Source organism: Enteractinococcus helveticum (assembly GCF_020742345.1).
Classification (GTDB): domain Bacteria; phylum Actinomycetota; class Actinomycetes; order Actinomycetales; family Micrococcaceae; genus Yaniella; species Yaniella helvetica_A.
The window spans coordinates 48,044-61,467 of sequence record NZ_DYXC01000030.1 but is presented as its reverse complement, the minus strand read 5'-3'; the positions used below and the strand labels follow the sequence as shown (position 1 = coordinate 61,467).

General features: G+C 59.5%; 13 protein-coding genes. 10 read left to right on the top strand and 3 right to left on the bottom strand.

The features are described 5' to 3' along the window. The 9 genes from mbhE to K8V32_RS02600 form a co-directional block, all read left to right on the top strand. Positions 1-2,321 (top strand): hydrogen gas-evolving membrane-bound hydrogenase subunit E (mbhE, locus tag K8V32_RS02640; protein WP_303902443.1); only part of this gene is annotated, 2,321 nt, incomplete at its 5' end. Further along, a complete protein-coding gene (locus tag K8V32_RS02635) occupies positions 2,318-2,710 on the top strand; it encodes a sodium:proton antiporter (RefSeq protein WP_303902440.1) in 393 nt (130 codons plus the stop codon). The genes mbhE and K8V32_RS02635, both read left to right, overlap by 4 nt. Further along, complete coding sequence (locus K8V32_RS02630; protein ID WP_303902438.1) at positions 2,707-4,356, top strand: monovalent cation/H+ antiporter subunit D family protein; 1,650 nt, start codon at positions 2,707-2,709, stop codon at positions 4,354-4,356. The genes K8V32_RS02635 and K8V32_RS02630 overlap by 4 nt, the downstream gene beginning before the upstream one ends. Beyond that, positions 4,353-4,760: a Na+/H+ antiporter subunit E gene (locus K8V32_RS02625; RefSeq protein ID WP_303902435.1), complete on the top strand. Its 408-nt coding sequence runs from the start codon at positions 4,353-4,355 to the stop codon at positions 4,758-4,760. Before K8V32_RS02630 ends, K8V32_RS02625 begins: the two co-directional genes overlap by 4 nt. Beyond that, positions 4,757-5,026 (top strand): MrpF/PhaF family protein, encoded by a 270-nt coding sequence (locus tag K8V32_RS02620; RefSeq protein ID WP_303902431.1) that lies wholly within the window; start codon positions 4,757-4,759, stop codon positions 5,024-5,026. The genes K8V32_RS02625 and K8V32_RS02620 overlap by 4 nt, the downstream gene beginning before the upstream one ends. After that, positions 5,026-5,466, top strand: coding sequence for a monovalent cation/H(+) antiporter subunit G (mnhG, locus tag K8V32_RS02615; protein ID WP_303902428.1), 441 nt, complete (start codon positions 5,026-5,028; stop codon positions 5,464-5,466). Before K8V32_RS02620 ends, mnhG begins: the two co-directional genes overlap by 1 nt. A 112-nt stretch (positions 5,467-5,578) precedes the next feature. Continuing rightward, entirely contained in the window at positions 5,579-8,341 is a 2,763-nt protein-coding gene (gene polA, locus K8V32_RS02610) for a DNA polymerase I (RefSeq protein WP_303902461.1), read from the top strand. 235 nt (positions 8,342-8,576) lie between these two features. After that, complete coding sequence (gene rpsA / locus K8V32_RS02605; RefSeq protein WP_303902424.1) at positions 8,577-10,043, top strand: 30S ribosomal protein S1; 1,467 nt, start codon at positions 8,577-8,579, stop codon at positions 10,041-10,043. Between the two features lie 134 nt (positions 10,044-10,177). Beyond that, positions 10,178-10,381: a hypothetical protein gene (locus tag K8V32_RS02600; RefSeq protein ID WP_303902421.1), complete on the top strand. Its 204-nt coding sequence runs from the start codon at positions 10,178-10,180 to the stop codon at positions 10,379-10,381. A 12-nt stretch (positions 10,382-10,393) separates the two neighbouring features. Here K8V32_RS02600 and K8V32_RS02595 read toward each other — a convergent pair whose 3' ends face one another. The 3 genes from K8V32_RS02595 to K8V32_RS02585 are packed head-to-tail and all read right to left on the bottom strand — an operon-like array spanning position 10,394 to position 12,739. Further along, complete coding sequence (locus K8V32_RS02595) at positions 10,394-10,957, bottom strand: phosphoribosylanthranilate isomerase (protein WP_303902418.1); 564 nt, start codon at positions 10,955-10,957, stop codon at positions 10,394-10,396. Further along, complete coding sequence (locus K8V32_RS02590) at positions 10,950-12,047, bottom strand: class I SAM-dependent methyltransferase (RefSeq protein ID WP_303902415.1); 1,098 nt, start codon at positions 12,045-12,047, stop codon at positions 10,950-10,952. The genes K8V32_RS02595 and K8V32_RS02590 overlap by 8 nt, the downstream gene beginning before the upstream one ends. Then, the gene (locus tag K8V32_RS02585; RefSeq protein WP_303902411.1) at positions 12,044-12,739 is read right to left on the bottom strand and encodes an IMPACT family protein; all 696 of its coding nucleotides are present in this window, start codon (positions 12,737-12,739) and stop codon (positions 12,044-12,046) included. The genes K8V32_RS02590 and K8V32_RS02585 overlap by 4 nt, the downstream gene beginning before the upstream one ends. Before the next feature lie 26 nt (positions 12,740-12,765). On the opposite strand from K8V32_RS02585, the gene coaE reads away from it, so the two are divergent. Beyond that, positions 12,766-13,377, top strand: a complete 612-nt coding sequence (coaE, locus tag K8V32_RS02580) for a dephospho-CoA kinase (protein ID WP_303902408.1) — start codon at positions 12,766-12,768, stop codon at positions 13,375-13,377. Positions 13,378-13,424 lie beyond the last annotated feature (47 nt).

Sequence of the window (13,424 nt, the reverse complement as noted above, 5' to 3'; positions counted from 1 at the left end):
GCACCACTGTGATCACCGAAATCCTTGCCTCTGATGTGTGGACACACTCCACACCGGTCACCTGGATTATTGTCATGCTGGCCCTGGCCGCATTTACAAAATCTGCCCAGTTCCCATTCCAATCGTGGCTACCAGACTCAATGGTGGCGATCTCACCGGTCTCGGCATATCTGCATGCCGCCGCCATGGTCAAAGCCGGTATCTACCTGCTGCTGCTCTTCTCCCCGGTCCTTGCCGGCAACACACTCTGGTTCGTGCTCTTAGTGTCATCGGGGCTGATCACCGCGCTCATGGGCGCGATATCAGCGTTGCGCCGGTATGACCTCAAAGAATTACTGGCCTATTCCACGATGTCTCAGCTGGGCTATCTCGTTGCACTGATCGGTTTAGGCACCCCCGCAGCACTGACCGCAGCCATCGTGCATACGATCGCGCACGCGCTGTTCAAATCCGCCCTCTTCCTGGCTGTTGGGGTCATCGACCACGAGGCCGGAACCCGAGACATGCGTATCCTCACCGTCCGCCGCATGGCTATGCCCGCCACCCTGATGGTCGTGCTACTCGGTTCGGCATCCATGGCAGGTGTACCACCGCTGTTAGGTTTTGTGTCCAAGGAATCCTTATTCGCCGCCTTCCTGGATGCGGAGCTGCCCAGTGGTGTTACGGCGCTGCTCACCGCCGTCGTCGTACTGATCGCTATTTGTACATTCACCTATTCGGGTCGCCTGGTCCTGGGCGCTATGGGACGTTACCGGTCACCAAAACATTGGATCAACACGCCACGTGGTGCCGGTGCCAGTCGGGAAACTGTCGGCGAAGCATCAGCAGCCTTCTGGGGCTACCCAGCAGTCAACGCTTCTCTCTCCCTCATCCTGGGGATGCTGCCCTTCATCTTGACCGGCACCGTCGCCGCGGCAGCTCATGTGGTGACCGGCGTCGAACAGGACCTAGAAATTTCCCTGTGGCACGGCGTGACCCCTGCGCTGATCCTGTCAATCCTGGTGATTGTGCTGGGGTCGGTAGCCGTGTGGTATTTGCCGGTACTTGAAGCCTTCTTGGTGCCACGCCCCCTGAGCTTCTCCGGTCTGGGTGTTGTGGAAAAACTCCGCCAGGCCACCATCGAATTCGGTGCTACCGTCAGCTCCTGGACTTCGGGCCTCAACCCCGGACGCCATCTGGCCGTCCCGTCCGTACTGCTCGTTGTGCTTGCTGTTGCCGGATTCATCACAATCGACACCCTGCCAGCCCAACAAGAAAACCTCACCCGGTGGTCCGATTGGCTGTTAGTCGCCGTCGTAGCCGTGGGTGTGATCGCCACCATCCGCGCCAGGACCCGCCTGGCCGCAATTGCGGTATTGGGTACCGTTGGTTTTGCCGTCACCCTGTGGTTCTTTGCCCTCGGCTCAGTCGACGTGGCACTAACCCAGTTACTGGTTGAAATCCTCACCATCGTCGTCATGGTGCTCCTCCTACACCGCCTGCCCAAAACCTTTGGCAAGGCCGATAAACTTTCTAAGGCTGGACTCTTGGCCGCGATTGCTGCAGGCATCGCAGCCTTTGCGGGTACTTACGCACTCACCGGCCGACGTGGCATGTCCGACCCGGCCCAATACCTGACCCAACAGGGGACCGAGGTCACCGGTGGCAACAACCTTGTCAACGTCATCCTGGTAGAATTCCGTGCACTCGATACGCTGGGAGAACTCACGGTCCTGGGTGTCGCCGGCGTTGCTGTTGCAGCATTACTGGCCTCCCGGGCACCAAATCCGGTTCGCCAAGCCACCATTTTGAAAACCTCACCGCTGTCCGACCCGTTGGACAACTCAACCTACCTGCGCACCTTTGCCAAGATCGCCGTCCCCATTCTGGTCGTCGTCAGCCTCATCCTGCTGGTACGCGGCCACAACGAACCCGGCGGAGGATTCGTGGCAGCCCTGCTCACCGGCGCGGCCTTCGCGCTGCTGTACCTGGCGGCACCAACCGACGACGCTGCCCCCATCAAATGGCCCTATATGGAATTGACCGGCGCCGGTGTCGCCCTCGGTTCGGCCGTGGGGATCTACGGGCTCATTGACGGTTCATTCTTGAAACCCATTTACCTAGACATCTTCGGGTTTGAACTCAACACCTCCCTGCTCTTTGATATTGGCGTCTATTTCGCCGTCCTCGGGCTGATCCTGGGCGCATTCAATATGTTGGGCTCCGAACGCGGCCTCGCCAAAGCCATTGAGCTCCCACCCGAAAGCACTCCGAAAACCGCGTCTGCGCAGAACAACACCACGCCCAGGCAACGCAGCCGCGAACGGGAAGGCGTGAAATGACCCTAGCCCTCACCGTTGCCATCCTGACCGCCGGCGCCGTCTACCTGTTTACCAAACGCGAAATGCTGCGCATCATCCTGGGATTCGTACTGCTGGGCCACGCAGGCAACCTCATCCTATTTGCCGCCGGTGGCACCGACCGCCGCACCGAAGCCTTCCACCCCTCAGCCGACCCGTCGATGATGGCCGACCCACTGCCACAAGCCTTCGTCCTGACCGCCATTGTCATCGCGTTTTCGATCACCGTGTTCATGCTCGTACTCGCCGTAACCGGTGACAAAACCGACGACACCGCTCAGAAAGTCGAAGAACTCGACGTCGCCGCCGAATCAGCCTCCGACGGCGTGCGGCGCACCCCACGCAACACCCAGCCACAGGAGCGAACATGACCCCGGAGCTCATCGGCGCCCTGTTACCCTTATTCGTCGGCCTACCCCTACTGGTGGCCGGTCTGCTCGTGATCAGTGGGCACCGGCTTCGCTTGCACGCCGTGGTCAATTTCACCACGATGCTGACCATGCTGGCCGCCGCGTTCAGCCTCGTATACTACTTCTGGTCCAACGACGGCGGTGCTATCGCCCACCAGGTGGGACACTGGCCACCGGGTATTGCGATTCCCTTTGCCGCCGATATGTTCACCGCGCTGATGCTATCGGTGACCCTGATCCTAACCGTCGTGTCCATCTGGTTCGCCCAGGCCTCCCGGGCGGCGAACTCCCGCTACTTCGCACCGCTGGTGCTGATTTTGACCACCGGCGTCAACGGGGCACTGCTCACCGCCGACCTCTTCAACCTGTTCGTATTCTTAGAAGTCATGCTGCTGCCCAGTTACGGGCTCTACGTACTCAGCGCCAACCGCAAACTCCCGCTGCGCCGCGTCCACGGCGCCCGGCTATATGTGACCATGAACCTGTTCACCTCGACCCTGTACATGATCGGGGTCGGGTTCCTCTACGGCACAGCCGGATCCGTCAATATCGCAGTGCTCGCCGAACAAGCCCAACACGACCCGACCGTGGCCATCGCCGGGGCGGTGAGCATCTTCGCGCTGTCCATCAAAGCCTCCGTCGTCCCCGTCCACGGCTGGCTGGCTCGCGCCTACCCGGGCACCTCCCCGGCAATCACCGCACTATTTTCCGGGCTACACACCAAGGTCGCGATCTACGCGATCTACCGGATTTACGCGGTCGTCTACAACGGCGACACCCGGTTCCTGTGGATCGGTGTGGTGCTATTTAGCCTCACCATGCTCATCGGGGTCTTTGGGGCAGTAGGGGAGAAGACCACCCGCACCATTCTGGCCTTCCACATGGTCTCCCAGATCGGGTACATCCTGCTGGGTGTGGCCCTATTTACCGAACTGGGCCTGACCGCCGGCATCTTCTACCTGCTCCACCACATGATCGTCAAAGCGTCCCTCTTCCTGTCCACCGGGGCAGTAGAAGTCCGCTACGGCACCGGCGTCATCGGCGCCCTGGGCGGCATCTCGCGCACCGAACCGATCGTCGCCGTGACATTTATGATCGCTGCGCTCTCGCTGGCCGGGATTCCGCCCTTCTCCGGTTTCGCCGCCAAATTCATGCTCATCGTCGGTGCCGTGGAGGCCGGCGAGATCGCCGCCGTCGTCGTCATGCTGTTCGTCTCACTGATCACCCTGATGTCCATGTTGAAAATCTGGACCGGCATGTTCTGGGAAAAGGGTTCAGGCGGCCCGGCCACCAAATCCGGAACAATCATCACCTCGGCCACCCGCGACCCCTACGCCCAAGAGGCCTCCTACACTCCCGAACTGGCCACCGAGGCCACCCACGCCCAGGTCACCACGCTCACCGGAGTCCAAACCATCCTCGAATCCGATGACACCACCCTGCCGCGTCGGCGCATCAACTTCGCGCTGGCCGCACCGTCGGTCATCCTAGCCGCCATCACCGTCGCCTTTGGCCTGGGCGCCCAGTTCCTGCTGACGCTCTCCGGCATCGCCGCCGAAGGCCTCCTGGACACCACCGACTACATTCAGGCGGTGCTCACCCGATGAAAACACTCACCTGGCTGCCCCGCTGGATTTGGTTGATCATCTGGTTCATCGGCCAGATCATCGCCTCGTCCTGGGCCGTCCTCCACGACCTGATCACCCCCGGCGTCAACGCCCACCCCGGCATCGCACGCGTGCGCACCGACTGCCGCACCGACGCCGAAATCACCATGCTCTCGGCGTTCATCACCATCACGCCCGGTACCCTCACCCTGGGCACCGAAATTGACGACGACGGCGTACGCTGGATCTACGTCCACTCCCTCTACGACGGCGACCCCGCAGCCGTGGCCGAAGGCTCACTGGACATGCAAAACCACATCCTGGCCGCCATGCGCCGAACAGGCTTTGACCCGCACACCGTCGACCAAACCAACCGCCACCACCCCGGGAGGGCCACCACATGACTGCCGTCACCTTTGGCCTGCTGACCGGACTGGTTGTGCTGGCCGCCTGCATGATCGCGGTGGCCTACCGCATGATCAGCGCCACCACCGACGCCAACCGCGCCATCGCCGCCGACCTCCTAATGTTTTCATTCACCGGCATCCTGGCCATCCTCGGCGTCATCCTGGCCGGGGACTTCTTCTTTGACCTGATCCTGGTCGCATCCGTGGTCGGCTTCCTCTCCGCGGTATCCCTGGCACGCGCACTCACCAGGGGGCGCCGCTAATGCAACCGGTCATCCTCGAGTTCAGCGCCAACGCCAGCATCCTGCTGGGCGTACTAGTTTTCGCCGGGGCCGCCATCGGCCTATTCAAATTCCGCGACGTCTACACCCGTATCTCCGCGGTCGGCACCGCCGCCGGGCTGGGCATCTGCCTGGTCATCATCGGAGTATTTCTTATGACGCCGTCCTGGCCGAACTTCATCAAACTGCTCATTATCCTGTTCCTCCAATTGGCCACCTCATCCATCGGCACCATGGCCATCGCCCGATCCGCCTATCTGACCGGTTCCACAATGCAGCCCGGATACTTCGATCACCTGGCCGAAGACCAGACCGACCCGTCGGAAACCGCGCAACCCGATCATGACGTCCCACTCCAAGACCCCAACGACGACGCACACCCAGATTCCACCGACGACGACACGGTACTGGGCGCATCATAATGCCGCCTGCGGCACAACTGTGGAGAACAACCCGCCACCAGGCCAGCGGCTCGTTACACTAGATACCGTGACTGCTACCAATAACTCTGCTTCGACGAATTCCAACCGCCTGATGGTCATCGATGGCCACTCCATGGCCTACCGCGCATTCTTCGCGCTTCCCGCCGAGAACTTCCAAACCAAAACCGGCCAACACACCAACGCCGTCTACGGTTTCCTCTCCATGCTGCTGGCCATGATCCGGGAACAACAACCCACCCACATCGCCGTGGCCTTCGACACCGAAGTCCCAACCTTCCGTGCCGAACAGTACGCCGAATACAAAGCCGGCCGCGACAAAACCCCCGACGAATTCCACGGACAAATCGATTTGACCAAACAGGTCATGGCCGCCCTGAACATCCCGTGCATCGAAGTTGATGGTTTCGAAGCAGACGACATAGTCGCCACCATGGCCACCCAGGCCGCAGCCCAAGGTTGGACCGCCCGCGTCGTCTCCGGCGACCGGGACACCTTCCAGCTCATTGATGACAACATCACCGTCTTGTACCCGATGCGCGGGGTCTCGGAACTGCCACCCTTCGACGCCGCGGCAATCGAAGAACGTTACGGCGTGTCCCCCAAGCAGTATCCAGAACTGGCCGCCCTGGTGGGCGAAACCGCCGACAACCTGCCCGGTGTCCCCGGCGTAGGCCCCGGTTTCGCGGCCCGCTGGCTCAAAAAATATGGCAGCCTGCAGAGTATTTTGGAAAATATTGACCAAATCGGTGGAAAAAAGGGCGAGGCCCTGCGCGAGCACCTCGACGACGTCAAACGTAACCGCCAGCTCAACGCCCTGGTCACCAATATGGAATTACCCATCGAGCTCGACGACACCGAAATGGGCAACCCAGACCGCAACCTGGTCGCGGAACTCTTCGATGCCCTGGAATTCAACACGATCCGTGATCGCGTGTTCACCACATTCGAAAAACAATTGGGCAATGCCGACGACGCCGCTGACGACGACCACGATATGCCCGAACCCACGGTCATCGACACCACGGAAGCCTTCGCCGCATTCTTAACCGACGTCAACGAACCCATCGCCGTGTTCAGTCACATCAACCCACCGGCAACCGTGACGCGACGCAAAATCCCCGCCCCGGGCGACTACGGCCAGATCCGTGCCTTCAGCTTCGCCACCGCCCAAGCCACCGCAGTCATCGACCTGGACACCGCAAGTAGTCAACTGGGAGCCGCCGTCGCCGATTTCTTGGCCAATGACCACTACGCCAAGGTCGTCTACGACCTGAAAGCCATGCTCAAAGCCCTGGCCACCGCACCGGAGTTCACACCGCTGCCGGCCCGCCCCGATGTCAACACCTCCATCGTCAACGTCACCGACGACGTCCTACTATCGGGGTACATCCTGCAGCCCGATCGCCGCGGCTACGAGCTGGCAGACCTCGTCCAAACCTACCTGAACACGCGTCTGGAAGCCGTCAGCGCCACCAGCAACCAGGGGCAACTGACTATCGAAGGCCTCGACGACGATGCCAATGCCAAACTCTTAGCCCAATACGCCCGCAACGCCTGGATGATCCACCGCCTCAACGAGTCGATGGACGTCCAATTAGCCCAGCGTAACGCCGAATCACTGCTGCACGATTTGGAAATCCCACTGTCGGTCGTGTTGGCCAAGATGGAACTCACCGGTATCGGCATCGACCGTCAACGCCTCGACTCGCTGCTGGAAGGCTTCACGAATGAAGTCAATCAGGCCCAGCAGTCCGCTTTTGCCTCCATCGGAGGACAGGAAGTCAATCTGGCCTCACCAAAACAGCTCCAAGTCGTGCTGTTCGAGACCCTGGACATGCCCAAGACCCGCAAAACCAAGACCGGATATTCCACCGACGCAGACTCCCTGGCCGACCTATTAGAAAAAACCGATCACCCGTTCTTGCACAATTTGATGTCCTATCGTGATGCAACCAAACTGCGTCAGACCGTCCAAGGCCTGCTGGACTCCATTGCCGACGACGGCCGCATCCACACCCGGTTCTCCCAAACCGCTGCAGCCACCGGCCGATTATCCTCGCTAAACCCCAACCTGCAAAACATCCCGGTACGTACACCTGCCGGCCGCCAGATTCGCGATATATTCGTTGCCGGGTCCAACCCGCACGTCAATGAGCGCACCACCCTGCTCACCGCCGACTACTCGCAGATTGAAATGCGCATCATGGCACATATGTCCGGAGACGAAGGCCTCATCCAGGCCTATCAGGACGGCGAAGACCTGCACCGCTTCGTCGGCTCCCAGGTCTTCGAAGTCGCACCCGAGGACGTCACCAACTCAATGCGCGACAAAGTCAAGGCCATGTCTTACGGTCTGGCCTACGGGCTGAGCTCATTCGGACTGTCCCGTCAGCTGCGCATCTCGGTGGATGAAGCCCGCGAACTGATGAGCAGCTACTTTGACCGGTTCGGCGATGTCCAGCGCTACCTGCGGAACGTCGTTCGCCAGGCGCGCAAGGATGGCTATACCCAAACCATGCTGGGACGACGTCGATACCTGCCTGATCTACAATCCGACAACCGCCAGCTGCGAGAAATGGCCGAGCGAGCTGCCCTCAACGCACCCATCCAGGGGTCAGCAGCCGACCTGATCAAGGTCGCAATGCTTGGCGTGCAGGCACGTTTGGAAAAAGAAGCGCTCAACTCCCGCATGATCCTGCAGGTGCACGACGAATTGATCCTGGAAGTTGTGGATTCGGAGATCGAGGCAGCTGAAGCCATACTGGTTGAAGAGATGTCCTCGGCGGCCACCCTAAAAGTCCCGCTCGACGTCCAGATCGGCAAGGGCTACTCGTGGCATGAAGCCGCTCACTAAGCTCCAGCGGTAACATCCTGTTCACTTCGATGTCAGCTCGAGGTCAAAATACGAACCGAAATTTCACAACTCATCAACAACAGCGCGGGTCTTACGTTGATTTTGACAGGACGGATACCGTACTATATTAAACGTTGCCTAATTTTTGGCAAAAACTGTTGTGACTGGTCACAGGCCATGTCATAAAACTCGTAAGTTTATCAACCATATTAATCCATATCGGAGTCCCTACTACATGACCACTACTAGCAACGCCCCGCAGGTCGCTGTGAACGACATCGGCTCGGCTGAAGAATTCATGGCCGCAGTTGATGAAACCATCAAATACTTCAACGATGGCGATCTGGTGGCTGGCACCGTCGTCAAGGTCGACCGAGACGAAGTACTGCTCGACATCGGCTATAAGACCGAAGGTGTCATTCCTTCACGTGAACTGTCAATCAAAAACGACGTCGATCCTGATGACGTCGTCGAAGTTGGCGATTCCGTTGAAGCATTGGTTCTTACCAAAGAAGATAAAGAAGGTCGCCTGATCCTTTCCAAGAAACGCGCTCAGTACGAGCGCGCTTGGGGCGACATCGAAAAGATCAAGGAAGAAGACGGTGTTGTCACCGGTACCGTCATCGAAGTTGTCAAGGGTGGTCTCATCCTCGACATCGGCTTACGCGGCTTCCTGCCAGCATCGCTGGTTGAAATGCGTCGTGTTCGCGACCTGGCACCATACGTCGGTCAGGAACTCGAAGCCAAGATCATCGAACTTGATAAGAACCGCAACAACGTTGTGCTGTCCCGCCGCGCATGGCTGGAACAGACGCAGTCCGAAACCCGCTCAAACTTCCTGCAGGCTCTGCAGAAAGGTCAGGTTCGTACCGGCGTCGTCTCATCGATCGTCAACTTCGGTGCGTTCGTCGACCTGGGCGGCGTCGACGGTCTGGTACACGTTTCCGAACTGTCCTGGAAACACATCGACCACCCATCAGAGGTTGTCGAAGTTGGTCAGGAAGTCACTGTAGAGGTCCTGGACGTCGATATGGATCGCGAACGCGTCTCCCTGTCGCTGAAAGCCACTCAGGAAGATCCATGGCAGGTCTTCGCCCGCACCCACGCTCTGGGACAGATCGTACCGGGCAAGGTCACCAAACTGGTTCCATTCGGTGCATTCGTTCGCGTCGAAGACGGCATCGAAGGCCTGGTTCACATCTCCGAGCTGGCCAACCGCCACATCGACACCGCAGAACAGGTCGTTTCGGTCAACGAAATCCTGTATGTCAAGGTTATCGACATCGATCTCGATCGTCGTCGTATCTCCCTGTCGCTCAAACAGGCCAACGAAGGTGTGGACCCACAGGGTACCGACTTCGACCCAGCCCTTTACGGTATGGCTGCCGACTACGACGAAGACGGCAACTACAAATACCCAGAGGGCTTCGATCCTGAATCCAACGAATGGATGGAAGGCTTCGAAGCAGAACGCGCCGCTTGGGAACAGCAATACGCTGACGCTCAGGCTCGCTGGGAAGCACACAAGGAACAGGTTTCCCGTCACCAGGCCGAAGCAGCAGAAGCCGCTACCGCCAGCCCAGCCGAGACCGGTGCAGCTTCGTACTCTTCTGAAGACGAAGACACCCACGTCGATGACTCCGGCACCCTGGCTTCTGACGAAGCCCTTGCCGCACTGCGTGAAAAATTGACTGGTAACTAACCCGTCAGCCCACTAGGGCAGACCACGTACGAAAGGCCGTCACTCACTTGAGTGGCGGCTTTTCGTATGACATCACAACACGTCACCATCTGAGATCACTTTCACCCACTCACACCGACACGACGTAGGCCCACATGGTCACAAGCCGCACCGCCGTCGACCCCGTTATGGCAGCCTATAGTCTGGCAACCACCATGACCGAGGTCGGGTGGCCACTCTTAGCGTTTACACTGTGGGAAGGTCTCATCTGTGCATTTTTGCGCATGCGACGCGGTGTGACCACAGCGGCACTGGCACACGGAGTGGCGATCTTTCTGCTCGGCAGCGGATTGATCTAGCAGTACCCAACGCTAACGCTCAGACTGTGCAACGCCACGGGCCGCCTCAATGAAGGACTTCATCAGGGCATAATCTTTCGTTCCGGGACTGGATTCCACACCCGAGGAGACGTCAATGCCATCGGGACGGTAGTGTTCGATAACCTCTGCAACATTGCCGGGATTCAGCCCGCCGGCCAGGATACATCTCGCATCGACGTCGTGCACCCACTCGGGGATTCTAGAAAACGTTCCCGTGCCGTGCGAGGCATCATAGAACCAGTAGTCCAGGCCCTGCGTTGATGCTGGGGGAGTGTCTGAAGCCAGCGCCAACGACTCGACCTCAGCGGGTTCATACAGTTGTATCGTATCGACATGGTCCTTGAGGGATGCCACCTGATCCAGCGTAAGGCCCACGGCAAAGGTCTGGATCTTGCCATCCGCGTAGGCGATCAGCTCTCGGGCCGTCTCGACATCCACGAGGCGCGGTGAATGCGGCGCGCGCATCAGACCGATGGCATCATAGCCCAAGTCGATGGCCCACTCGAGCTGTTCCACGGTGGTAATACCGCAGACTTTGACAAACAGGTCAGACATTTTCGTGGACTTTCTGTGATTGTGTAACGATAAAACGCTGATCCCGGGCCAGCTGCCGGGTCGGTCCCACACGGTGTTGCAACTGAGGCCGATAGTGTCTTGATGCGTTGAACACCGTCAACAGTACACCACCGGGTTTCAGGGTTCGAGCCGCTTCATCGAAGAGGAAAAACGCAATGTCACTGGTCAGCTGTGTGCCCGCGTGAAACGGTGGATTCAGGACGACGACGTCCACGGACGCATCGGCAAGCTCAACCAGTCCGGACTGGTGCATCACCTCAACACCGTCAATCCCATTGGCGGCCAGGGTCGCCGTCGTCGAAAGCACCGCAGAGGCCGAATCATCGGTGGCGATCAACCTGCCCACCGGAACGCTGTGGGCTAATCCGGCAGCAATTATTCCGTTGCCACTGCCCAGGTCCACCACGGTTGCCTCGGGTGTGAGTTGTTCTGGCGGGTGGATCTGCAGCGTTGCTAGGAGCAGTTTGGTACCGGGATCCAGGCGTGCGGCACCGAAGGTCAAGCCGTGAGCGCGCAAGTGAAGCTCCTGACCGGCGACTGTCACCGTGTTTTTGCGCGGAATCCGTGGGGGAGTCTGACCCGTGAGCGGTTTTGGTTGCCGGGCACGCAAGGCTCTGGCCTTATAGTATCCGCGCGAAGCCGATACCTCATCGAAGACGCGCTCCAATACGGGGTTGAATGAAAAGCTCAGGTGCCGTTGCAGCTGCCCGGCCAACAAAACGACCTCTGGTGCAGCCCAGCGTGCAACCTGCCAGGACAGTTCTTCCAACGCTTCCAACGGACGGGCCAACCGGGTTACCACGGTAGCCGCGTCGGTTAGTACGTCCTGGGAGGGTACCGCGGCAACCGGGCCGGTAACGGGAGCATGTGCGGTGGCGAGGCCAGCCGAATCTTGCACACACCGCACCGGAAGGTCGCGTTCCAGTGCCCAGGCACTCAGCGCACCCGTGGCATCATTGATCACCACCACCGGTTCCGCCCGCCGCCACGGCTCAGCAGTAAATGTTTCCTCTAGCACCTGGAATAACATCCGGTCGATGTTATCGGGCGTGGGCTGTGTTGTCGTCATCGGGAAAGATCCTGCCATTGCGTACCCACAGCTTCTGCAATGAGCGCCCCCGCCGTCATCGAAGCCAATCGAGCATTAAAGTTCTCCAGTGCGTCATCGGCGTCATCCAGTCCCACCGTAATGGTGGCTTGCGGGCCGGCATAATCGGTACCCAGCACCGTAAAACCGGCCGAACGCAGGTCATTTTCGACCCGCCCAACCTCACCGTGAGGAGCCTGCAACGCGACCAATACCATCCGCTGGCGCACCACCAGGGGCGTCTGGTCTAACGCGGCAACTACCGTATCCGAATACGCCCGTACCAGCCCGCCGGCACCGAGTTTCACCCCGCCAAAATATCGCACGGCAATTGCACACACATCCGAAATATCCGCGTGCTCAACGCCGTCATGCACGGCCCGGTAATTCGTCAGCGCCTGGAGCATTGGCATACCTGCGGTTCCGGCCGGCTCGCCGTCATCCGAAGAGCGCTGAATATCGCGATCCGGGCCCAACACAAAGGCCGGTACCACGTGGGTTGCCGCATGGTGCACCCCGCGCACCTGATCAATCCAGGCCCTGGCTTCGTCTTCTGACTCGACACGACGCACCATACCGATAAACTCAGATCGGCGGATATCGAGCGTCACCTCAACGGTGTTGCGATGGGCGACGACGGTATATCGTCGAGTACGGGAATCGGCATGAGACATGCCCTCAAGTCTACCGAAGGAGAATCATGCGTCATCTCGCGTTGACCGGCGGCATCGGATCAGGCAAGTCTACGGTCGCGGAGCTTTTTGCCGCCCACGGCGCTACCATCATCGATGCTGATGCGATCTCCCGCTCCCTGATGGAACCTGGCCAGCAGGTTCTGGCCGATGTTGTGGCTACCTTCGGCGACAACTTGCTTGACGAATCCGGGCGGCTCAACCGCCAGGCCCTGGCCGATATTGTCTTCAATGACGACGACGCCCGCAACCGTCTCAATGCTCTGGTGCACCCCGCCGTCCGCGAGGAATCCAAGCTGCAGCTTAAGGCAGCTATGGAAGCCGACCCGGACAACGCCGTCATTATTCAAGACATTCCACTGTTGGTCGAAACCGGACAGGCTGAGAAATTCGACGGCGTGATCGTGGTGTACACACAGATGGATACCCGCATGCAACGGCTCGTTGACGCCCGCGGCATGAATACCGACGACGCCCGCGCACGCATCGCCGCCCAGGCAACCGACGAGCAACGCAACGCCATCGCCGATTGGATTATTGACAATTCCGGGTCCCTGGAAAATACTGCAGCACAGGTCGCCGAAGTGTGGGACGAATTGCGCAACGCATCCACCGTGTAGTCCTGAGCCAGCACGGTGTAGTCCTTAGCCTGCGGGTGAATAAGTAG